Source organism: Halostagnicola alkaliphila (assembly GCF_055379965.1).
In genome coordinates this window covers 1996090-2015412 of record NZ_AP043826.1, presented here as the reverse complement: position 1 = coordinate 2015412, position 19323 = coordinate 1996090, and the positions used below count along the sequence as shown (strand labels likewise).

Below are 19323 nucleotides of genomic sequence, written 5' to 3'. Positions count from 1 at the left end.
GATGCGGATTGGATGGTTCCCAGCGATGATCGGATTCTGGAGTTGCTTCGCGAGGAAGGGAATCTCACACCACAAGCGGTCGAGGATTTTGGTGGTCCTGTTGCGGGACACGCGAGTAACCGCCTCCCCATGTTGGCTCGATACGGTCTTGTCACCAAGATTTCTCGCGGTCTCTACCGAATTACGGAAACGGGAGAGGCGTACCTCAACGAAGAGCTCGATGCCGGTGACTTGGACCCGGTCGAGGATGTCGAAGACTGACATCTGTTCTCACCGAATCTCTGCTTCCACAACTCTGAGTGCTTCGTTGATCCACTGAGGGATAGGCCGCGTTGGCGGATCACGGTCGGTACACTGGCCCTCGACGAACTCGAATGTCCACTCTTCTTGCCCGTAATCGATCGTCACCGTCCGTTCGGTTTCGTCGCCGTACTCGATCTCGAGGGTAACCACCCGTGGCACCTCCGCGGGGAGCTCGGCGTCGATGTCAGTGCGGAGGTCGACATCGATCGTTTGTTTTGCAGTCGACATGACAACCGCTGGTTGGCATGGTGATTGCTTTAAACCCCCTTTCAATTCCGAATGTCGTTGGTGGTGAACCGATCAATCGTCGGGCGTCACTTCTATAAGAATAGTAACTGATAACCGGTCGCTGTGGTCTGGACGGTCTATGAGATCATACGAATATGTGATGTCTTCCACAATATAGTTGTCAGAAGGATATGATTCTACTTGCTCTTCATTATTGGCTATGAGATGCCCAAGCCTTATTGAATCACCCCTTTCCGGAACCACCACCGCCTGTTTTTCAATAAACTCTGCAACTTTCTCGCCGGTGTCTGCGTGTATAAAACCGAGACTATGGATGGGTGATTTTGACGGGGTACCGATGTCTTTTTGAATTGTCATACTTCAGCACTTTCGGTTTTGTGTATGAGCGTTTTTGCAAGACTGATTTCCTCATCAGCATCCTCCTCGGTATCCCCTTCCAAATTATCCATTTGCGCAAGCGTTTTTTTGAGTTGACGGTCGTCCCAATTGTGCGTCTTCTCAATGACCTCAGGATCGAACCGAGCAAGTTCTGTGTGCGCTTCACCGAGGACTTGCACAATCTCACTATCGGTGTTGAGCGAGTACACCGCTTGCCCATTATCGAAGTCCTTCTCGACAATATCCAACGATTCAAGTTCTCCTTTGTTCCGGCTAAACGTTGAGGTATCGAACCCGGCGAGCTCCGAGATCTCTCCGGCGGTGAGTGATGCCTGCGGCCGCCGGAGAAGGACATCCAGAATGCGAACCCGTCCTTCGGTTTCCAGCAACCGGACGAACGCCGAGTTGTCGGTATACGCTCTGGGATCTGGTCCACTCATGGGGTAGTCACAGTGGTATTTTGTCACCACGAGTCTAAACTGTTGCGGCTGTGCAATCGAGTTGCGTTATCTCATGTAGCCAGGTTACTAGCAATAGTAAAGTAGCAGTGATAGAAGAACCAAGATAGTACTGAATGGAGGAGAAGAAGGTCATAAAAGCAGATATTTTGCACCACCTTCGTTCAACGGGGTGTGTCAGTAACGCAATGACTGGAACACCAATGCCGGTCCCACACCTCGAATTTCTGGGGACCGGGTACGATACCGATATCGAGACAGTACTCGATGAGATGGCGGCGAATGATGAAATGCCTCTTGAATATGTGACTGCTGATCAAGCGGAAGTGTGGATAACTGATAGGGACGACGCCTATGACGTGCTCAGTGAGATACGAGCGGAAATCTATTCTAACGACTGATACGCTCCCAGAACACATTCAAACGAAGCGTCCACTAGTGTGACGAGACTGGTTCTGGCAACTCGACCCTCGGATCGACATTCTGGTCAAGTATCCAGTAGAGCCGATCCCGCGTCGGGCCATCATAGTCGATGAGATCGTACTCCTGGAGCTTCGAGAGCTTCCCGCGGCGAGCGCGTTCTCCGAGTGGCTGTGGTGGCGATCCAGCATAGATCTCCTCCGAAACAGCGTCATAGTGGTCGTGCAACTCCGATGCCGAGAGCTCTTCAGCTTCGTGGACGATCGCATACAGCACCTGGTGGTGGAACGGCAACGAACTCAGGTTCAACTTTCGCATTCGGTGGCGGGCGTGCTCATAGGAGTCATCGACATCACGATCACGTATCCGCCGGTGGCCGCGTTCGTGGGCGAGTATCGCTGCGGATCGCAGTGACTGGATGCCGTAGCGAGCAACGCCGGCGACCTCGTTGGCGATCGCCTCGAGTTGGGCTCGGGAGACGACATCGCCGTGTAAGCCTTGAAGCGCACGCCGCTCAAGGATGTCTGCGAGTTCGTCGACACCGTAGCGTCCAAGCTCGAGATGGCCCTGGTCAAGGCGGTGCCCATCGGTGACATCTAAACGAGAAAGCCAGTCGGTCCCATCGTGGACGATTACAACGACCGTGACGTTGGCCATCGCGAGCAGTTCGCCAACTGCGTTCGTATGGGGGAGGTCGTCGCCTTCGTCTAGGACGACGATCGTCTCGCCGGTGATCGCCTCGCGGATCTCCCGACAGACGTCCCGCGTCGGGAGCGTCTGGGAAACGTCATCTGCACCTCGAGGGAGTTGCTCAAGCATCGCCCGGAGGACGCCGCCGGTTGTTCTCCCGAGCGAGTCGACGAACACTCGCGTGACATCTGTTTGTGTCTCGAGGTGGTCAACCGCCGTTCGCGCAAGGACAGTCTTCCCGACCCCGCTGGGTCCCGAAATGAGGACATCCGATTCCGTCGGGTGTCGGGTCGTAAACCGTCGGAGAAGCTGTTCGATCTCGTTCTCCCGGTGGAGTAGATCGGGTGGGACGAACTCGTCATCGAACACCCGCGGATCGGCGATCATATCTGCCACGTTCTTTTGGTCCACTAAAAAGACTACTTGTATTTCCGAATATTCTGGCCGACTAACCGTTGAACCGATTACGCCAGAAGTCGGTTTTCGCCCAACGCTGGGTACAGTCTTTGCGGTGAGGTATCTCGTCGATGTTCATCGCCGATCGACCACACCCACAACACTCGATTTCTCCGGTCGGTTCGCCGATCTTGAACCCGTCGTCCCAAACCGGTGTCTCGCTCCGGATAATCTGGTACTCCGTATCACGTGCAAGTGCGTCGCGGCTCATTTTACCTCAACAAACAGGTGGTCGCCCTGTGGCGTGGCTGCTTTGATTCCACAGTCATGGGTTCCAAGCTGACGAAGAACGGCCGGTGGTACTCGATCAACATGCTCGAGCAAGACGATTTCAAGGGTCTCGAGCCCAGCGTGGTCATCGACGACTCGAGCGTCCTGGACCACTGGATGTGATTGCACAGCTTCGGTAGCGACGTCGATATTCGACGTCTGTACACTCACTCGGACCACCTGATTTCACCAGAGACGTGGTGTCCGAGTTGTTCGTCGACGTCGTCGCGATCGACGCTGACGGGGATCGGTCGTCGCCCCGTTGCGAACAGCGTTCGGTGGATATGCTTACAGGTTATGTTCCTGTATGTCGAGTCCGGGCACTCGCAGTTCGAGAGGCCGTCGAGATCGACAAGGTACTCCGACCCGCTCTCGGATACGACCAGGAACAGATCGTCGGCACCCCTAACGCGCGGATCTTCCTCGAGGACGGTGAGGTATTGTTCCAAAGCGCGCTGTTCGCGATCGCCGAGATTGGCTTGTGGAGATTCGGCGACCGCCATCAGCCTTCGACCTCCTCGAGCAGCGCTTCGACGCAGTGCCCGAGGTCGTCGCGCTCGGCGTGCCGAACGACGAGCTCGGTGAGCCGCACACCTGGGCCCCAGAGTGGCGACGCTTTGAGGTCCTTCGAGAACTCGAGCGTCAGCTCGTCGACGTCCCGTCCAGTGGGGTTCTCGCTGTAGGCGAGGAATCGCTGGTTCGGTGCGTCAAAGTCGTCGGCGACCTCGTCTTCGACGATCGTCTCGGCGACGCCGATGAACGCCTCCGCTCGGCCGTCGACCTGAACATCCCACTGCTCGAGTTGTTCGTCGCTGATCATGTAGCGAGTCGTGCCGTCCTCGTGGTCCTCGAGGACTTCCCGAATCGCGTTTCGCTTCCAGTTCTTGAGGTCCCGGTAATACCAGAACATTGCAAACGCTTCGAGCGTCTCGAGTCGTCGGGAAATCGAGATCTTCCCCTCGGTGCGCTCGGTGACGTCATCGTGTTCGCGAACGACGGTGACCGGGCCTGCCCCTTCGACGAGGAACGACCGCGGCAGCACAGTCCCGTCGACGGTCTCGCCCTCGAGCGCGCCGGCGACGGCGGTGTCGTCTGTTTCGGTCGACATTAGTTGTCACCTCCATCGCGATCGTGGACGCGAGACGTTATCCGAACCCGCGAACGCGGGAACGCGTAGCCCTGGAGCGACGAGAGGTTGACGCTCGTCCGTTTTGGGAACTTCACAACGACGACGTCGTCATCCTCCGGATACTCTGGGTTGCACTCCGCGACGGTCTTTCCGTTCCGGGCGTCGACCTCGTTGGCCGGTTCGAGTGGGGTTCGGACGACGACCATCGTCGCATCGAAGTCCTCGCGGTCCTCAACTTGATCACCGACGTCGATCGGTTCGTCCTCGAGTTCGGCTTCGGCGGTCTCTTTCATTTCCTGGGTTCGCCGCGCGTGTAGGTTGTCGTCGTCTCGAGTCTCGCCCTCGCGAAGCTCGGCGTGGTCCGTGCCGCCGTCGGCCCGCACTGGTTGCTGGGTGGCCGTCTTCGCACGTTCGATCTCGAGAGCCTCCGCGTGGAACTCGTCTTCTAGGCGCGGTTCGGCGTCCTCCTCGCGAACGTCTTTCGAGGTAATCGCCATTTCAGATCGCCTCCGTAACCGCGGTCTCGAGGGCGTCCGTCGCGGCCTGTCGTGCAACGTGAAAAACGTCGAAATCTGGGAGCTGATCGGCCATTGCCGTGTGCTCGCCAGCGACCGCACTTAGGTCGACTTGGGTGGTTTCCGTTTCCGATTCAACTTCCGAAACCGTTTCGTGGGTACGCGTCTGAATACTCATTGTCCTGTATCAGGACACAGGTCGGCTGTTCTAAGCAGCCGGCCGAGAATCGTTTTCCCGGCCACCCTGCGTCTCTACTTCATAGTCTATTCGGCAGTGGCTTAAACCTATTGGTTGTGGGTTATTGCCAATAGGTTTTAGGCCATTGCCCGTGACTTATCACTCACCGATGAGTATAACAACCGAATTCATGGATGCTGACGACATGCGCAATGCAGATTGGGCTATCGTGGACGTGCTTCGGGAAGGGCGCGCGAATGCGCCATTAATTGCTGAGCAAACTGGCTATTCTGCCCAGTATGTCCGCGAACGGCTCGGTCGGCTGAAGCAGGATGACATTGTTGAACCGTTAGGCCATGGAATGTACGCAATCAATGAATCGAAGATACCGGAGGCTAATGAAGAATGAGTACCCATGCCTTGACTGCGCCGAATTGTTCAAGTCCTTCGACATTGCGATGGAACACAACAATGAGACGCCCCGCGAAATCGGTCCGTGCCAGGTCGTGATCACGAGGAGTAACGCCTACGTAGACGCTGGTACCCGATTGAATTGACCAGCGGACCAAACATAACTCGCGGACGACGGATTCTACCTCCGGTAATACCTTTTTGAACCACGGGAGGTCTTTGAGCTAGTCGTTTATAGTGTTAATACTGAGAGTCAAGAAATTTAAAGAACAAATCAGAGACGCCTGAGTAAATTCCTACTAACAGAGCATACAATAATATAGAATAACTACTCGCATCTCGCGAATGCATCATGATGCATCGATTGAAATTCGTTCTAACAGTAACAAATATACGTCTAAAGTATTAACAGGAGGATATGAAAGCCGGTGTTATAGGTTTAGTAAGTGGGGAACTAAACGACATATCGTCGTTTCACGACACTTTCGAGAAGGATGGGCAGAAATTCACTCACTCGTTTCAAATCACAGAAACCAGTTATACTTCTGAAGGAGATGAAGTTCTCAGTGGTCAAGCCGCTACTCAAGAAGTCGAAGACAATACCTCTGTCCAAATTGATGATAAGACGGGGGAAATCGTTGTTTCAGATGAACCTCTAAAGAAAGGAAAGTACACTAAGTTTGTAATAGTTCCAGACAGATTTGTTGTGGTGGAGAGCGGTAGAGGTCAATTTGTTTTCGATCTTCTATCGTATGAGTACAGCATGTCAAATGTGTCTCGGTCGTCAATTGATTTGAATTCGTATGCCGAGGAGTATTACACTGCTGAAGGGGTTGACCCTTGGCAAGTTGGATTCTACGGTAACCTTGGTAATGCAGAAAAGGGGGTCGTATACGGAGAAGATGTTTTTTCTGATGGTGAGATTGGAGACGTTTTAGAGCGCTCACAGCTCAATCAATTAGGTATACAATACGAAGATGGAGAATATGTGATCAAGATTACGATGAGTGAGAGCGGCTACGTTGAACTCTATCAACCGAGTAACTACGAATCGAATGATTTTGCAGAGTTCTTAATCGAAAACGTTCTCGAGTACACAGAATAAAATGTCAGAAACAACTCAAGAGGAGAAAGGCGAAAGCGAAGAAGAGGAGTTTGACTATGGTGGGGAGTTGGTATTCAACGGTATCATTCGAACAGATGTAAAAAAGGATGAGCCGGGAAAATTAAAAAATCAAATTATCGACAATCTTGCTGAGTTCGAGCGTGGAAATCCCGGAGCCGAAGGATCCGGGCGTATCAACCTTGATCTAGAACATTACTCTGAGGAAGAATCTCTCCCCTCTGAATTGAAAGATGTTGCAAAAAAGATAATTGGTATAGAGTACCGATACGAGGAATATCCCAACGATCCAGTAGAAGTTGTGAGATATGATGATGATGGAAAACCACAGCATGGAGAGGCGTTCCAACGAAAGACACGTAGCGTCTTTCTTTACTGGGATTATCCTCAAACTATATTTGTTCAAGGAGCTAAGACGAGAGTTGAAGAAGTCACTCCAAAAGTAAACACATCCCTTGGAGAAAACGTCGATTTCACCTATCATGAATTTGATGAGGAATTTCTATTATGGCTGGTTCTTAAGGACAAACACTCAGAGCCCCTCAATTCAGATATAGCAATAGATCAACTTCGTGCAAGTGAAATCACAGGTGGTGATCCCGCAGACTTCGGTCGTGACGCGGAAGTCGATCAATCGGATGACATTTCCCAATCATTACCAATCTTAGCCGGAATTCTCAAAGACATGGATATTGCAATGCTTGAAGGCGATTTCACTCTTGATGACAAATATGAAATAAATGTGAAATTTCATTCGGATGGACGCGTTCGTTTGTATGCAAACAGAGATCTTAGTGACTCATCTAAACTCAAGCGAGCATTGATATCTAATTTGTTCTTGTCTGAACTGTTAAGCGAATACCGCGAATGGACAGAGTCTTCACAACAGGACAAGTATCCACATCCAAGGTACTTCAAGGATCTCCACGATGAAGCGAACAGGATGGGCGCAAATTATGCTTTTAATTTTACTGGCCTTGTACATCGGTACGCCGAACTACGAAATGAGGACCCATCCAACTACGACTTTGAGTTTGAAGTGTATGAACCAGATGAGGACAATGACTAACAGTCATATAGCAAAACCGTATAGCAGATGAACCTGTATCTGCAAATAGGAATGTGAGATGTCTATAGTGGGAATTAGAGAGGTGACCGGGCTCGATGAATGGACATCTAGTGGCGACTATTTCGGAGATTCAATTACGGTCAGCTCTTGGGAGTCCCAAGATCCAGATGCTTTTTTCACAGGATATAACTTATCAGATCAAGAGATTTCTTCGACTGAGTTTGAATATACTCCTTCATCCGGTTTTGGAGCCGTCGAAACCACTAAAGGAGTTATCGATATTAGGAAAGGGTCTGGCTTAATAATTATCCATTCCTCTAACGATTCTGCGGACATTGATCAAGTATTTCGGGAAGCCAGAAATAGTTTAAAACCCGAGATAAATGTCAAGAAAAGGTTTGTCCCCGAAGTAAGCACATTATGGGACTTCATTCTGTTTGGACATCCTCAGAGGATTGAGGTTGTCACCCCCTTTGGAGGTGTCCAACGTGTTTCGTTTGAAGAAAATGGTTCGTCTGGTGTCTCATTCAATAAAGCGGTGAGCAACTACCCAGTAGATTCAGCTATAGTTAAGTTCGAATCAGAAGAAGACAGTTTTGATGTAAACTATTTTGATGGAAAATTGAAAATCGATTCTTGTTCTTATGAAGACATACGTATCGCCGTTCAAGCCTTTGAAACCGCGATTTCAGAATAGAATGTATAGCACAGATCCGATCTGGCAAAGATATTACATTCTTCGCAAATTAGCACTCTTCTTAAAACAGTATACGAGTTCTCTTCTATTCAAGGTCACGTCTCCACTATCTTCCGTATTTTGGATCATCTCTTCTATTGTGCCTGAAGCATGGGCATTATCCATAAAACTAATAGCTGTATTCACACTTTTAGCACCTGCTATTTATTTCTTTATTAGATTTAGGCCATTTAATGTGAAGGTGGATTGGGAGCAATTATATCCAAAAGGAAATCTAGCAGCACGGGCGAACCATCGTGATCATATATATGTTGGTGAAAATGGAGGAAACGTCGAAATTAGGGTTACTGTCTTATTTGATCCGTCGGTAGATTCGTATAGCATCCAATTTGACTCAGATTACCCATTGGAAGCTTATCCGGGAGCTGGCCGTCCTGATAATTCAGATTACGACGAGGAGACCAATACATTATCTGCTAAAGAGGCAGACAATGTACGATTCTTTTTCACTCTCAAAGTTGACGCAAAGCGAGATTTGAATGTATATGATCCACAGATACGGATTATTGATACGAACAATTATAACATGGGTGTCTTTGAACGTCTTCCCGATTTCTTGTTAAAACATCTCAAGACAGACACGACAATGGTGAAATTTTCTATTTACTGAGAAATTCAACCAAAATCCACCGTTCTAATTAACTGTCCTCCGGTGATCTCATCATTGAGCACAATGACAAGCTGATAGACTGACGAAAATAGCACAAACTTCACTGCAACGCAGTAATGAGCACTATTCTTGATAACAGACAGCATCAGTAACTGCGTGATGAGAGCACACTAACTTATGTTTCAGTATTGTAATGTTAGAAGACGACACCATAATCAAACGCTGCGCCACTCGTAATGCACCCACTCGAGATCGTCGCGATGGTGGTCGAGCCATTCCGTCGGATCGTCCGTCGCGCAGAGGACCTCATCCCACGCAGTATGCCCCGAATCCCGCACGCGAAACGAGACGATCTCCCCCAACCCGTGATACGAGCTCCGGAACACGATCGCCTCGCGGCCGCGATCTCGAAGTGCCAGGAACTCCCCCTCGACGAACCCTTTCTGCAGCCGTCGGACGATACTCGAGACGTCGTGATCGCGAAGCCGGAGGTACAGTTCTGAGAGCTCGTGTTTGAGCACCAGCCGTTCGCGCTCAGCTTGCTGCATACCAACGCGTTCGCTTGAGGGGTCAAAGCCGTATCCAGGCCGATTCCGACAGTTCCGAATTGTCTGTGGGGGTTGTATCCGAAACCGCGGCCAGATACCCGATGCCCGCAGATAGACGCGCCGATCTCACTTCGATTGGAGTGTGAAGAAAAAAGTTGATCCCCCGCCTGGCTCGGATTCGACCCAAATGTCTCCGCCATGGCGCTCGATGATTCGTTTACAGATGGCAAGACCGATCCCGGTTCCAGCGTGTTCTTCGTGGGTGTGGAGTCGCTGGAATATATCGAAGATATCCGCTTGGTTCTCACGCGGGATTCCAATCCCCTCATCTCGAACTGAGACGATCCACTTCATGCCATCTCGGTCGGCCGAGATGTGAACCTGTGGTGGCCCATCCTCACTATACTCGATCGCGTTGCTCACGATATTTTGGAAGACCTGGCGCAACTGGCGCTCGTCGGCGATGACCTCGGGTAACGGATCGGCATCGATGGTAGCATCCGTTTCAGAAATTTGCATTTCCAGGTTCTTCTGTACATCACGGACAATCTCCTCAAGATCGACCTGTTCGAATGGTTCGCCCTGTGTCTCGATGCGCGAATACTCGAGTAGTGCATCGATCATCTCTTTCATCCGTTCAGCGCCGTCGACGGCGAACTCGATAAACTCCTCACCATCCTCGTCGAGATCGTCCGTATACCGGCGCTCGAGGAGGTTGAGATAACTCGTGATCATTCGTAGCGGCTCCTGTAAGTCGTGCGAGGCCGCGTAGGCGAACTGCTCGAGTCGCTCGTTGGACTCCTCGAGTTGCGCTTGGAGTTCCTCTAGCTCCTGATTCCGTTGGTTGAGTTCGAGCGCTCGTGTTTTTGCTCGTGCATCACGCGTACCGACTCCAAAACCGGCAACGCTGCTGAGCGCCGATAGAATGAGAATACTTTGGTCCGGGTTATTGAGACTGCCTGTCGGTTGGAAGTGATAGGCAGCGAGGATGCCAATCATCAGTGCGATTCCACCGATACACCATCCTGCGACGTGAGGATAAAGTTCGGGATCGATATCAGCGCGAGGTAATTGATAGCCGCCAGCGAGTAAGACAAACCCTGGGCCGGCAATTAACAGCGAAGCAATCATGAAACTGAAAAATGGATCACCTCCGACTATGTGGAGGAACGCCCATCCCGTTGCAGCAACTATGTACATCAGTCCGAGGGTGATAACAGTCCATCTCCCTCCGGTTGCGGAGATAACGGGATTCGAAGAACCCATTGTTGCTATTCCAGCAGTCGATAGTATAGGAGTTTTGAATCGGAGAGATATAGATCTCTAAGATGTTTCCCTCTGATACTTTTTGTTTAACTTAGTACTGAGCTACACTATTGGCTGAGTGTTTGGTTTTACATTTAGGGGCGGGCCTCGAAATATCCGTAGGCGTTTTGTAAATCCGGTCGTGAATCAATCATTACTCCGACACTCGTAATGTACCCACTCGAGTTCGTCGCGATGGTGCTCGAGCCACTCTGTCGGATCGTTCGTCGAGCAGACGACCTCATCCCACGCGGTGTGTCCTGAATCCCTCACTTGATAGCAGACGATCTCCCCCAACCCGTGGTACGAACTCCGGAACACGATCGCCTCGCGGCCGCGGTCTCGAAGCGCCAGGAACTCCCCCTCGACGAACCCCTTCTGCAGTCGCCGGACGATACTCGAGACGTCGTGATCGCGAAGCCGGAGATACAGTTCTGAGAGTTCGTGTTTCAACACAAGTCGTTCGCGTTCGGCTTCTCGCATACCCAACGCCTCCGCTCGACCCCTCAAAGCCGTATCCAGGCCGATTCCGACAGTTCTGATATGCTGTAATGTCAAATGCAAGTTGTTTAAGGCTATCAGAAGTATATGCAAAAGAGTAATGTCCGAACCCGGTTTGTTTCCAGATCAACGAGTAGTATCAGAGTCGTTATTAATTGGAGCTGTAGCAGGATATTCAGCAACATATTTGGGAAGCATAAATTCCCTATCAGAGATGGCCGATCTGTTTATATTATATGTTGCTTTGATGATTGGGATTGTGGTATATCGGGTGCTCTGGCGGCGGTACAAACAGTGGACAAAGGGTGAAGAGGAGGAACAAGAACGGATCAAATACGACTGGGATCCGCACCGTGCGTCCTGAATAAGATCGTGAAACTCATTAAGCCCTCGAGAGTTTAAATACAAAGCCGCGGACAGACATCCCGATGTCCGCGGATAGCGGCGACGATCCTGACGAGTCTGAGTTCAAACGGATCCAGAAGGCGAAAGAAGCGATATTCAGATAGAAAATAGATCACCGAAACGCTAATTGTGTTCTTTTGAGTGTTTAGTTATATGCGACGCCGAGAATTACTGGGGGTGGCTGGGGTGGGTATCGGAACGACCGTTGCTGGCTGTACGGGATCAGAGGATGATACGCCACCGCTGCCGACTGGTGATGGCAGCGCGGGCAATAACGATGGTACTGCGGATGGCTCTGGTGATGGTGGTACCGAGGGACCCCCACGGTCATCTGAGAGCGAACTCCTCTCGATTGCAGAGTCGGAGGTCGGCACAGGGTCGTCATTATTTCGATCTGGAACGAATTACTTTGAGGGAGACGGAAGCACGGTCACCGACGAATTCAGCCTGGGTAATGGCCTTACAATTGCCCAGTTCGAACATCGAGATGGGACCTCAAATTTCACCATTGACCTTGTGGAAGGTGAGGGCTTTCCCGATCAGTTTGTGAACGAGATCGGGGAGGTTTCGGGGGCTGCGGCAGAGCCAATCTCGAGTGATGATTATCACCTCGAGGTTGGTGCTGACGGTGAGTGGGAACTCTATCTCGGTCAGCCCCGAAGCCCCGACGAAACGATCCGCGTTCCACCTGTTTCGGCAACTGGTGTAGGACAGGATGTCGTTGGTCCGGTGGAGGTATATGAGCCGATAATGGTTTCTGCGACACACGACGGGGAAAGTAACTTCATTGTAGGTGGCTATAGCCGGTCAGCCAGCTCCGGGTTCGGCCGTGAGCATCTCTTCAATGAATACGCGGAGTTCGAGGGCGAGGTAGAAAGCGACCAGACAGGGATTCTATGGTTTGAAGTGAAAGCTGATGGCGAGTGGTCACTCGAAATAGAGCATAAGTAATGTGAAATACCCGCGAGGCGCCTTGGTCACGGTTCGGGGAGTGTTCGTTTAAGCACGAGCCGTTCGCGTTCATGTTCTCGCACACCTAGTGTGGAGTTTCGAAAGTTGATAGCCGTATCCAGACCGATTCCGACAGTTCCGATTTTAGCAGACCGCTCAACTCACCGCTCGAAATCGCCCGGTAGTTCATATAGGAGATCGTGGTAGTTTCACCCACGCCAGGATCGTGGGCTCCCCCAGCCTGCTAATCCCCACCTGGCGTTTTCCTTGCATCTCCCCTCGAGACCACAGTCACGACACCCATTTCCAGTCCGAATTAGCATATCAAACTGGCAACAAGATTGATGTGTGTATGCTCCAACACCTACTCGCGAACGGGAGGAATGTGGGGGAATCTGTTGTTGCCAACAGATCGATTAACACACCAAAAATCACCAGTCCTTCCCGACGCATTTTCAGAGGCACGCTCCATTCGACGCCGCCCTTTGTGCGACGGTTTATATGAGAAGCCGCGACAGACACCCCGATGTCCGCAGAACGACGCGACGATCTCCTGATCGCAGTGGCACTGACTCGATTCTCAGTCCAGTTCGAAGACGCCGATCCCGATCTCGCCGAGCACGCCTGGCAGTTAGCGGCAGATCGCTTGCTCGAACACGACATCGAGCCAGTAGAAGCTGTCGAGGCACTTGAAATCGACTAAACTTTCCCTTCGCTTGCGATATTCGAATGTTATCGAGTTGTGAGAAGGAGTATGTACGTGAACTCCCTATTCTACGATGGGATACTGTAGAAGTCCATCTTGCTTCTTTAGCCCTCTTTTAGAGGAAGAGGGCTGCAAGTGCGATCGTAAGATTGATTGCGAACAGTACTTCCGTGTCTGCGCGTACCGATATTTCTATTCTCATGGTTCATTGCATCAGAGCCCCGTGAACGGGGCCTCTGACGGTGTTACTCGATAACTTCTGGGGGTATATATTGACCAAAGACCGTTCACGATCTGTTTGAAACTAAAGACTATCCTTAGATCCTGAAGGTTGTCTAAAGCAGTGCCGTAGATTTCTGTAACCAAACCGTATGGACAGACCGCCGTCTATGACTTCTACGGCTGACGCTTCACGTAAGGGTCGTATTGCCAAAACATGTTTCACCCATCTGTCCAATTTAGATGATGTGAACCGACGCAAACTGCTAGTGGGGAGTGGGGTCACACTATCGACGCTCATCGCCGACTAAACAGGCGGTGCTGACGATGACAATGGTACCGGTAATGGGGACGACAACGGCAACGGGGATGATAACGGAAACGGAGACGATGACAACGGCGATAGTCTCGAAGAGGACACGCCAGAACCCGACGAGGGTGGTGGCGAGAACGAAGGTGAAGATCAGGGTGACGACGAAGACGAGGACGAACCACCCCGATCGGGTGACGGCCAGCTCCTCTCTATCGTTGACACCCTCGAAGACAACGACCCGCTATTCGATCCCGACACTAGGTCGTTCTCCGGCGACGGTGATAGAGTAACCGACGAGTTCTCGCTTGATGGCACGCTCACTGTGTCGTCGGGCCAAGTTCATCGTGATAGTTCGTTCCCTCCTCAGCAGACAACACTCGAAGCACGTCGCGGCCTGCCGCGACGAGCGCAGTTCATTTCCCTGTTCGCCCGTCCATCGTGTTCGTCCTGTTTTGGCAGATCGTTCAAGATCAAGTCGGTCCGAGTGACGCTCCGGTGGTAGCGAGCCGTTTCTCACCGTCGTGTGCGGCTACCTCGATTCGACCGTGGCGTTCTCCGGCGGCTCGAACTCGAACGTCTTGTCGTCGAGTTCCTCGTTGAACGAGACCGTTTCGAACCGTTCGATCATCTCGTACCGTTCGCCGTCGGCGTTCTCGAAGACCATCCGCTCTTTCAGCGGGTAGTCGTACTCGTCGTCGACCCAGACCGTCTGCTCGACGACGTTGAGTTCGTCGGGGACGTCGACCGCCTCGAGCGCATAGACGTACTCGGTGCTACCGATGAGAACGGAAATACCGTCTTCGACCCCTTCCTCCTTCAGATCGATGTCGAGGACGTTGGTCTCGCGGTCGGCAATCACCTCAGCTCCTTGGTAGTCGAGGTCGTACCACTGGAGTTGTTCGGCAGCCATCTCGGCTCGATCCGACCGCACGGTTTCGCTTTCGAACGGTTCGTCGGTCTCGTGGTGCTCTGCGAGCGACAACTCCGGATAGTACCACCACGCCCCCGACCCGTTCGAGGCGAAGACGGACCCGTCCTGATCGGAATATCTCACTATTTTCCGGTTTCGAGTGCATCGATCACGGCTCCGATATCTTCGGTGACGCCCCCTCCCACACCTCAAGGTTCCGGAGCTCGAGGTATTGGTCGCGAGGCGATCCCCACGTGCCGCCGAAGTAGGTGCCCCACCAAATACGCTCGATGTCCGATTCGACCGTATCTCGGAACTTGATGTTCGTGCGGTCGAGCGCCAGCTCACCGTCGACCCATACCCGTAGGATGCCGTTCGATTGATCAGGGTCGTTGAGCCGAACGTATTGATCGAGCGTGACGACGTCGCCGCGGTCCCAGCCGACTTGCCACATCATGTCTTCGCCGTGAGGAAGATCGGTCGCTCCGAGGTGGTAGACCTGGCTTAGTCCCTTCATTTCAGCGTCGCCAGCATAGTCTCGAGATTTGGGGTGGTTGGGTCGGATCGTCGCAGGTCGGGTCGACCAGGACACGCCATCCGATGCACGGCCACCGGTTGCCGAACCTGTCGTCGTGTTCAGGAATCCGGGAAGCTTGCATCCGCCAGGGTTCCCGGCGGGATGATACTCGAAGTCCTCGGGGAAATGGACCTGATAGCGCATATGCGCCTCGTCAGTCCGCCCGCCGAGGATGTCGTTGAGGTCCTTGCCCGGCCGCATTTGGTTCAACTCGCCCTCGCCGATCTCGATCCGTTCAGTCTCGCCCTCGGCGTAGTCGGGGTCTCTGTCAGTGGTCTCGAGGTTGATGATGACCTGTTTGTCGTCGTCGATGGTGATCTCTTGGCTGTGAGTACGGTAGCCGTCAGCAGAGACAGTCAACGTATAGCGACTCTCATAAACGACGTTTTCGTATTTGCCCGATTCGGGCCAGCCGCCGCGCCCAAACGCTAGCTGGATGTCGTCACTGGGGTGGTCGATATGCGCTCGGGCGTCGACCACGAAGTCATCGATGCGGTCTCCCCACTCGTTGCGGATAAGGATCGTGAAGTCGTGTGTGTCGGGAACGTCGTCAACGTCGTAATCGAAACGGTCACTATCGTCTCGGAGTTTGGCCGTGTTTCGGGCGATCTGCTTGAGTTCTTCGAGCGCTTCGGTTAGGAAATTCTCATTCATCGGAGATCACCCATGATTTTGACGATTTTATCAGCCCAAACGGAAGCCATTGGAGCCGCGGCTTCGAGGGCTTCGATTCCGAGAGCGTCGCCGGAGAAAACCATGATTGCACCGGCTATCCCTCCCTCAAGAGCTACACGTCCAACGCTTTTCCACCTGATTTTCACCGTCTCGTCTTTCCGTTTGACTTTGTTCTGTAACCCCGTGATAAGAGCGTAACCAGCGCCGCCGAGGGCCGCGAGTAGTACAAGGCCGATGCTATCGATTTCTGTGATTCCTTCGATCATTTGTGAAAAGTGTCGCGCCGGATTACCGCCGGTTCGGCTGGTTACTGTCTACGTAAGCGACCATTCGGATTCGCTGGTTGCATCCCACGTCGACATGCTCGAGAAGTTGAATGTGTCCGGGGGCTCGTAATCGTCTTCGACGACTGTGAACGGTTGCGTGGCTATCTCGCCTTCCATGTCGCCGTTATCCTCATAGTAGGCGTGAGCTCGGACAAACGGCGTGTACGCGTCTTCAATCTCGATTGTCTCGCCGGTCTCAACGATCGCATTGTTCGAGTACCAATCGATTTGCCCTGATTGCTCCGGCCACGTTATATCGAGCGTTATCGTTTCGGTATCGTGGTCGACATCGATCTCGTTGAGGATCGGTGGCTGTGGTGCGTCGTTCGGGTCGCCGTGGTCGTACGTCTGCCGCTGGTTGATCCAAAACCGACCCTCTTTGAGTGCGTCTTTCAGCGCGAGTCTCGAAGCGTGTTGGTCGGTCGGGTCGAACTCGTCGTCCGAGAGTGCGACCGTCCACCAACGTTGATCGGGGCCGGCCCCGTGTCCCCAGTCGCCGAAATTACAATCGTTGGCCGCGAAACCCCAGATAGGCCGTTCCGGCATGGTCTGTAACATGAGACTATCCCAAATTTCGAATACGTCATCGAGATTTAGGCCGTCTCCGTAGTGGTTCCCTTGAGAACCGAGAGACTTTGTGAAGATTTCGAGACCGAGCAAGCCACCGGCTAAGCTGTAATTCTCGAAGAACTCGAGATATCGATCCCACTCGTCTGCTGAATCCATGTGTCGAGTCGGATGGGGGATAACAACCTGTCCGCGTCCGTCGACAACCGTGTGGTCTTCGTCCTCGATAACTTGGGGTAAAGCTTCAGCGAAGTCCTCGATGTTTCCGTTTGATCCACCCGATCCGGGGTAATAATCGAAGTCCTGCGGACTCGAGGTAGCGAACAAGTGGCAAATGTGTTCAACGTCGTCGATCTCTTGCGAGGGATATTCAATGATTCCGTCGAGTCCGAGATTTTCGGCGTCACGATCTGAGTAGTCCGAATTCGTATCGGACATATCGTGATAGCCGGAATCAGCACCGTTCGGGCCCCAGTAGCAATCTTCACTCTCGGCTTGCGAGCCCGCTCCTAAGACTTCATACCACTCATCTTGAGGGAGTGAGTGACCCTCGTTTTCAACACCATCGGCTAAGACGTCGAGCGTGTGGGCGGGCTCGTCTCCGAATCCCCGCCAGTGAACGTGATGATCGGCTTTGTAGAATCCATCATTATGCCAATCGACGTTCGAATACGGGTTATTCCAGATTCGACTCATTCCATCCCCCGGAACGTATTCGTCGATTTCTGTCGGCTCGTCTGATTCATCGGATTGAGCCGTACAACCTGCAAAAACGCTTGCCACGCCTGCCGCAAGTATCCCCCGCCTATGCATGATATTAAATCAACCATGTGTGTACTTTAACCCCATTGATCTGTTGGTCGGCTTGCATCTGGGACAGGCTCGAGAACTTCTATCTCGCATTCTTCGACCGTATTGTTCGTGTAGATGTTGATCTCGCTCGGATATGTTGAGTTATCGAATGTTCCGCGTTTGAGGATTTCCTCGCCCGCTTCGAGGTTTCGGGTAACACCGTCGCCGATAATTCCTGGTCGAGAAGACCTTGGATTGACAATCTCATATCTTCCCGCGAAGCCACCGGCAGGGAAGCTATCATCCACGTTGTTTATGATTGGTATTTCCGTATCTTCGGACCCATGAACACCGTCTCCCGTTCCTGCGTCTTCTGCTGTGTAACTGTAATTTTCGCTATCCTTGCCGTCGAATCGCAGGTAAAGTGAGCTGGATGTATCTGCACGGAAGCTGTCGATTTTGATTATTTGATCTCGATCGGCGTTGACAGAGATATTCGCGTCAATGGTTTCGTCCTCCCATATATCCCGATATACTCGATCATAGTGGAGGTCGGAATCACCACCACTGGTATAGAGTTGATCTATCGAGAAGGTACCGTCCGGTCCGAATTCGAATTGGGCTCCTGTTTCGGGGTGCTCGAGTGTCAGCGAGTCTTCCGTTGTGGTGTCTTGACCGATCGATGCCTCTCTGGTCTTAAAAGAGTCAAACGTTGCGTCACTCCCGTCTGATGAGAGTCCGCTTGTTTGCTCTTCGATCGAGTCAATATCACTTTCTAGTTGTGTACGAGTGTCTTCGATCTCGTTCGATACGTCATTAATCTCCGACAATCGGGCCGCATCCGACGGGTTTTCAGGCTCCGAACTAACAGACGCGCTCTGTGCATCCACCTCGCGGATGCTAGTGATGTCATAGTTATTCGCATCGATGTGCTCATTGAGTGGGTTAGACAGCCCCTCAATCTCGTCTATGTCTAATGTAACCGCAAGATCTCCGTTGTCGATCGTCAGCCCTGGGCCGTGAAGTGATCCGTTAAGCGGACCATTCGTAACAATCCCGCCATCGATTTCGTCGACGTCGAGCGAGCCGATCACCGCATCCGCCGCAGTCAACTCGGAGATATCGAGCGGGAGATCCGCACCTGCCGAGCGTCGACCAACGGCGATAATCCAGTCACCGGTGTTCGGCGGGACGAGCTGCTCCTCGTCACCGTAGTCGACTTCGAACTGGATTCGGTGGTCGCCATATGCCGCAAGGTGCTCGGCCGTGAACGTGAACTCAACCTTACCCTCGTCGGCGTCCGTGACCTCGCCTTCAAGCTCGTCAACGGCCGTGTGTCCCCACGAGTCGTGAACCAGCGTGACTGTGACGGTGTCGGCGTCACTCAGGTCGACGGGCTCGAACGTCCCGGGAACCTCGTCGCTCTCCTCGAGAAGCTGAAACTCGCGGGAGACGTTCGTGTGCTGTCCGGCCGCCCAGATGGCTCTCAGTCGTCTTTGTGTCATATGTGGA

General features: G+C 52.4%; 28 protein-coding genes and 1 pseudogene. 11 read left to right on the top strand and 18 right to left on the bottom strand.

Features of this window, described 5'->3' with window-relative positions; translation table 11 throughout:
• Positions 1 to 12: 12 nt before the first annotated feature.
• On the top strand, positions 13 to 261 hold the full coding sequence (locus ACZ5C7_RS15295; protein ID WP_464377150.1) for a PhiH1 repressor: 249 nt from the start codon (positions 13 to 15) through the stop codon (positions 259 to 261).
• 9 nt (positions 262 to 270) lie between these two features.
• Here ACZ5C7_RS15295 and ACZ5C7_RS15290 read toward each other — a convergent pair whose 3' ends face one another.
• The 3 genes from ACZ5C7_RS15290 to ACZ5C7_RS15280 form a co-directional block, all read right to left on the bottom strand.
• Positions 271 to 531: a hypothetical protein gene (locus ACZ5C7_RS15290; protein WP_464377149.1), complete on the bottom strand. Its 261-nt coding sequence runs from the start codon at positions 529 to 531 to the stop codon at positions 271 to 273.
• Between the two features lie 72 nt (positions 532 to 603).
• A complete protein-coding gene (locus ACZ5C7_RS15285; protein WP_464377148.1) occupies positions 604 to 909 on the bottom strand; it encodes a hypothetical protein in 306 nt (101 codons plus the stop codon).
• Complete coding sequence (locus ACZ5C7_RS15280) at positions 906 to 1400, bottom strand: winged helix-turn-helix domain-containing protein (protein WP_464377147.1); 495 nt, start codon at positions 1398 to 1400, stop codon at positions 906 to 908. Before ACZ5C7_RS15280 ends, ACZ5C7_RS15285 begins: the two co-directional genes overlap by 4 nt.
• Positions 1401 to 1504: 104 nt before the next feature.
• Here ACZ5C7_RS15280 and ACZ5C7_RS15275 point away from each other — a divergent pair, with 104 nt between their 5' ends.
• Positions 1505 to 1789, top strand: a complete 285-nt coding sequence (locus tag ACZ5C7_RS15275) for a hypothetical protein (RefSeq protein ID WP_464377146.1) — start codon at positions 1505 to 1507, stop codon at positions 1787 to 1789.
• Positions 1790 to 1823: 34 nt separating this feature from the next.
• Here ACZ5C7_RS15275 and ACZ5C7_RS15270 read toward each other — a convergent pair whose 3' ends face one another.
• Together ACZ5C7_RS15270 and ACZ5C7_RS15265 are read right to left on the bottom strand one after the other, a co-directional pair.
• Complete coding sequence (locus tag ACZ5C7_RS15270; protein WP_464377145.1) at positions 1824 to 2885, bottom strand: Cdc6/Cdc18 family protein; 1062 nt, start codon at positions 2883 to 2885, stop codon at positions 1824 to 1826.
• 61 nt (positions 2886 to 2946) lie between these two features.
• Positions 2947 to 3165 carry a hypothetical protein gene (locus tag ACZ5C7_RS15265; protein WP_464377144.1) on the bottom strand — a complete coding sequence of 73 codons (219 nt, stop codon included), beginning with the start codon at positions 3163 to 3165 and terminating at the stop codon, positions 2947 to 2949.
• A 56-nt stretch (positions 3166 to 3221) separates the two neighbouring features.
• Here ACZ5C7_RS15265 and ACZ5C7_RS15260 point away from each other — a divergent pair, with 56 nt between their 5' ends.
• Positions 3222 to 3347 carry a hypothetical protein gene (locus ACZ5C7_RS15260; RefSeq protein WP_464377143.1) on the top strand — a complete coding sequence of 42 codons (126 nt, stop codon included), beginning with the start codon at positions 3222 to 3224 and terminating at the stop codon, positions 3345 to 3347.
• A gap of 44 nt (positions 3348 to 3391) precedes the next feature.
• Here ACZ5C7_RS15260 and ACZ5C7_RS15255 read toward each other — a convergent pair whose 3' ends face one another.
• Genes ACZ5C7_RS15255 through ACZ5C7_RS15240 form a run of 4 tightly spaced genes read right to left on the bottom strand, consistent with a single transcriptional unit; the run spans position 3392 to position 5046 of the window.
• On the bottom strand, positions 3392 to 3727 hold the full coding sequence (locus tag ACZ5C7_RS15255) for an SWIM zinc finger family protein (protein WP_464377142.1): 336 nt from the start codon (positions 3725 to 3727) through the stop codon (positions 3392 to 3394).
• Entirely contained in the window at positions 3727 to 4332 is a 606-nt protein-coding gene (locus ACZ5C7_RS15250; RefSeq protein ID WP_464377141.1) for a hypothetical protein, read from the bottom strand. Before ACZ5C7_RS15250 ends, ACZ5C7_RS15255 begins: the two co-directional genes overlap by 1 nt.
• Positions 4332 to 4850: a hypothetical protein gene (locus ACZ5C7_RS15245; protein ID WP_464377140.1), complete on the bottom strand. Its 519-nt coding sequence runs from the start codon at positions 4848 to 4850 to the stop codon at positions 4332 to 4334. Before ACZ5C7_RS15245 ends, ACZ5C7_RS15250 begins: the two co-directional genes overlap by 1 nt.
• A 1-nt stretch (position 4851) precedes the next feature.
• Entirely contained in the window at positions 4852 to 5046 is a 195-nt protein-coding gene (locus ACZ5C7_RS15240; protein WP_464377139.1) for a hypothetical protein, read from the bottom strand.
• A gap of 169 nt (positions 5047 to 5215) precedes the next feature.
• Here ACZ5C7_RS15240 and ACZ5C7_RS15235 point away from each other — a divergent pair, with 169 nt between their 5' ends.
• From ACZ5C7_RS15235 to ACZ5C7_RS15215, 5 genes are all read left to right on the top strand, one after another.
• Positions 5216 to 5455, top strand: a complete 240-nt coding sequence (locus ACZ5C7_RS15235) for a winged helix-turn-helix transcriptional regulator (RefSeq protein WP_464377138.1) — start codon at positions 5216 to 5218, stop codon at positions 5453 to 5455.
• 420 nt (positions 5456 to 5875) lie between these two features.
• Complete coding sequence (locus ACZ5C7_RS15230; protein WP_464377137.1) at positions 5876 to 6562, top strand: hypothetical protein; 687 nt, start codon at positions 5876 to 5878, stop codon at positions 6560 to 6562.
• 1 nt (position 6563) lies between these two features.
• Positions 6564 to 7649, top strand: a complete 1086-nt coding sequence (locus ACZ5C7_RS15225) for a hypothetical protein (RefSeq protein WP_464377136.1) — start codon at positions 6564 to 6566, stop codon at positions 7647 to 7649.
• A gap of 67 nt (positions 7650 to 7716) precedes the next feature.
• The gene (locus ACZ5C7_RS15220) at positions 7717 to 8346 is read left to right on the top strand and encodes a hypothetical protein (protein ID WP_464377135.1); all 630 of its coding nucleotides are present in this window, start codon (positions 7717 to 7719) and stop codon (positions 8344 to 8346) included.
• A gap of 139 nt (positions 8347 to 8485) precedes the next feature.
• Entirely contained in the window at positions 8486 to 9016 is a 531-nt protein-coding gene (locus ACZ5C7_RS15215; RefSeq protein ID WP_464377134.1) for a hypothetical protein, read from the top strand.
• A 215-nt stretch (positions 9017 to 9231) separates the two neighbouring features.
• Here the strand turns inward: ACZ5C7_RS15215 and ACZ5C7_RS15210 are convergent, their stop codons facing one another.
• The 3 genes from ACZ5C7_RS15210 to ACZ5C7_RS15200 all read right to left on the bottom strand — a co-directional run bounded on the left by ACZ5C7_RS15210 (position 9232) and on the right by ACZ5C7_RS15200 (position 11352).
• Positions 9232 to 9564, bottom strand: coding sequence for a hypothetical protein (locus ACZ5C7_RS15210; RefSeq protein ID WP_464377133.1), 333 nt, complete (start codon positions 9562 to 9564; stop codon positions 9232 to 9234).
• A 126-nt stretch (positions 9565 to 9690) separates the two neighbouring features.
• Positions 9691 to 10830, bottom strand: a complete 1140-nt coding sequence (locus tag ACZ5C7_RS15205) for a sensor histidine kinase (protein ID WP_464377132.1) — start codon at positions 10828 to 10830, stop codon at positions 9691 to 9693.
• Between the two features lie 186 nt (positions 10831 to 11016).
• Entirely contained in the window at positions 11017 to 11352 is a 336-nt protein-coding gene (locus tag ACZ5C7_RS15200) for a hypothetical protein (protein ID WP_464377131.1), read from the bottom strand.
• 576 nt (positions 11353 to 11928) lie between these two features.
• Between ACZ5C7_RS15200 and ACZ5C7_RS15195 the strand changes: the two genes are divergently transcribed.
• The 3 genes from ACZ5C7_RS15195 to ACZ5C7_RS15185 all read left to right on the top strand — a co-directional run bounded on the left by ACZ5C7_RS15195 (position 11929) and on the right by ACZ5C7_RS15185 (position 14254).
• Positions 11929 to 12726 (top strand): cell surface glycoprotein, encoded by a 798-nt coding sequence (locus tag ACZ5C7_RS15195; RefSeq protein ID WP_464377130.1) that lies wholly within the window; start codon positions 11929 to 11931, stop codon positions 12724 to 12726.
• 526 nt (positions 12727 to 13252) lie between these two features.
• Positions 13253 to 13429, top strand: a complete 177-nt coding sequence (locus tag ACZ5C7_RS15190; protein WP_464377129.1) for a hypothetical protein — start codon at positions 13253 to 13255, stop codon at positions 13427 to 13429.
• Between the two features lie 567 nt (positions 13430 to 13996).
• Complete coding sequence (locus ACZ5C7_RS15185) at positions 13997 to 14254, top strand: hypothetical protein (protein WP_464377128.1); 258 nt, start codon at positions 13997 to 13999, stop codon at positions 14252 to 14254.
• A gap of 30 nt (positions 14255 to 14284) precedes the next feature.
• On the opposite strand, the pseudogene ACZ5C7_RS15180 reads toward ACZ5C7_RS15185, so the two are convergent.
• From ACZ5C7_RS15180 to ACZ5C7_RS15155, 6 genes and pseudogenes are all read right to left on the bottom strand, one after another.
• Positions 14285 to 14418, bottom strand: a pseudogene (locus tag ACZ5C7_RS15180) (IS1595 family transposase); the annotation flags it as partial.
• Positions 14419 to 14493: 75 nt separating this feature from the next.
• Entirely contained in the window at positions 14494 to 15018 is a 525-nt protein-coding gene (locus ACZ5C7_RS15175; protein ID WP_464377127.1) for a LolA family protein, read from the bottom strand.
• A 25-nt stretch (positions 15019 to 15043) separates the two neighbouring features.
• Entirely contained in the window at positions 15044 to 16105 is a 1062-nt protein-coding gene (locus tag ACZ5C7_RS15170; protein WP_464377126.1) for a polysaccharide lyase, read from the bottom strand.
• The gene (locus tag ACZ5C7_RS15165) at positions 16102 to 16392 is read right to left on the bottom strand and encodes a hypothetical protein (protein ID WP_464377125.1); all 291 of its coding nucleotides are present in this window, start codon (positions 16390 to 16392) and stop codon (positions 16102 to 16104) included. The genes ACZ5C7_RS15170 and ACZ5C7_RS15165 overlap by 4 nt, the downstream gene beginning before the upstream one ends.
• 48 nt (positions 16393 to 16440) lie before the next feature.
• Complete coding sequence (locus ACZ5C7_RS15160; RefSeq protein ID WP_464377124.1) at positions 16441 to 17715, bottom strand: hypothetical protein; 1275 nt, start codon at positions 17713 to 17715, stop codon at positions 16441 to 16443.
• Positions 17716 to 17858: 143 nt separating this feature from the next.
• Positions 17859 to 19316: a hypothetical protein gene (locus tag ACZ5C7_RS15155; RefSeq protein WP_464377123.1), complete on the bottom strand. Its 1458-nt coding sequence runs from the start codon at positions 19314 to 19316 to the stop codon at positions 17859 to 17861.
• Positions 19317 to 19323 lie beyond the last annotated feature (7 nt).

Excerpts from the sequence above, each read along its gene's own strand:
- ACZ5C7_RS15260 (WP_464377143.1), top strand. The coding sequence starts at position 3,222 with ATGGGTTCCAAGCTGACGAAGAACGGCCGGTGGTACTCGATCAACATG.
- ACZ5C7_RS15210 (WP_464377133.1), bottom strand. The coding sequence starts at position 9,564 with ATGCAGCAAGCTGAGCGCGAACGGCTGGTGCTCAAACACGAGCTCTCA.
- ACZ5C7_RS15235 (WP_464377138.1), top strand. The coding sequence starts at position 5,216 with ATGAGTATAACAACCGAATTCATGGATGCTGACGACATGCGCAATGCA.
- ACZ5C7_RS15250 (WP_464377141.1), bottom strand. The coding sequence starts at position 4,332 with ATGTCGACCGAAACAGACGACACCGCCGTCGCCGGCGCGCTCGAGGGC.
- ACZ5C7_RS15205 (WP_464377132.1), bottom strand. The coding sequence starts at position 10,830 with ATGGGTTCTTCGAATCCCGTTATCTCCGCAACCGGAGGGAGATGGACT.
- ACZ5C7_RS15190 (WP_464377129.1), top strand. The coding sequence starts at position 13,253 with ATGTCCGCAGAACGACGCGACGATCTCCTGATCGCAGTGGCACTGACT.
- ACZ5C7_RS15285 (WP_464377148.1), bottom strand. The coding sequence starts at position 909 with ATGACAATTCAAAAAGACATCGGTACCCCGTCAAAATCACCCATCCAT.
- ACZ5C7_RS15195 (WP_464377130.1), top strand. The coding sequence starts at position 11,929 with ATGCGACGCCGAGAATTACTGGGGGTGGCTGGGGTGGGTATCGGAACG.
- ACZ5C7_RS15265 (WP_464377144.1), bottom strand. The coding sequence starts at position 3,165 with ATGAGCCGCGACGCACTTGCACGTGATACGGAGTACCAGATTATCCGG.
- ACZ5C7_RS15230 (WP_464377137.1), top strand. The coding sequence starts at position 5,876 with ATGAAAGCCGGTGTTATAGGTTTAGTAAGTGGGGAACTAAACGACATA.
- ACZ5C7_RS15290 (WP_464377149.1), bottom strand. The coding sequence starts at position 531 with ATGTCGACTGCAAAACAAACGATCGATGTCGACCTCCGCACTGACATC.
- ACZ5C7_RS15270 (WP_464377145.1), bottom strand. The coding sequence starts at position 2,885 with ATGATCGCCGATCCGCGGGTGTTCGATGACGAGTTCGTCCCACCCGAT.
- ACZ5C7_RS15295 (WP_464377150.1), top strand. The coding sequence starts at position 13 with ATGGTTCCCAGCGATGATCGGATTCTGGAGTTGCTTCGCGAGGAAGGG.
- ACZ5C7_RS15170 (WP_464377126.1), bottom strand. The coding sequence starts at position 16,105 with ATGAATGAGAATTTCCTAACCGAAGCGCTCGAAGAACTCAAGCAGATC.
- ACZ5C7_RS15225 (WP_464377136.1), top strand. The coding sequence starts at position 6,564 with ATGTCAGAAACAACTCAAGAGGAGAAAGGCGAAAGCGAAGAAGAGGAG.
- ACZ5C7_RS15275 (WP_464377146.1), top strand. The coding sequence starts at position 1,505 with ATGGAGGAGAAGAAGGTCATAAAAGCAGATATTTTGCACCACCTTCGT.
- ACZ5C7_RS15185 (WP_464377128.1), top strand. The coding sequence starts at position 13,997 with ATGGGGACGACAACGGCAACGGGGATGATAACGGAAACGGAGACGATG.
- ACZ5C7_RS15240 (WP_464377139.1), bottom strand. The coding sequence starts at position 5,046 with ATGAGTATTCAGACGCGTACCCACGAAACGGTTTCGGAAGTTGAATCG.
- ACZ5C7_RS15155 (WP_464377123.1), bottom strand. The coding sequence starts at position 19,316 with ATGACACAAAGACGACTGAGAGCCATCTGGGCGGCCGGACAGCACACG.
- ACZ5C7_RS15245 (WP_464377140.1), bottom strand. The coding sequence starts at position 4,850 with ATGGCGATTACCTCGAAAGACGTTCGCGAGGAGGACGCCGAACCGCGC.
- ACZ5C7_RS15200 (WP_464377131.1), bottom strand. The coding sequence starts at position 11,352 with ATGCGAGAAGCCGAACGCGAACGACTTGTGTTGAAACACGAACTCTCA.
- ACZ5C7_RS15160 (WP_464377124.1), bottom strand. The coding sequence starts at position 17,715 with ATGAGTCGAATCTGGAATAACCCGTATTCGAACGTCGATTGGCATAAT.
- ACZ5C7_RS15255 (WP_464377142.1), bottom strand. The coding sequence starts at position 3,727 with ATGGCGGTCGCCGAATCTCCACAAGCCAATCTCGGCGATCGCGAACAG.
- ACZ5C7_RS15165 (WP_464377125.1), bottom strand. The coding sequence starts at position 16,392 with ATGATCGAAGGAATCACAGAAATCGATAGCATCGGCCTTGTACTACTC.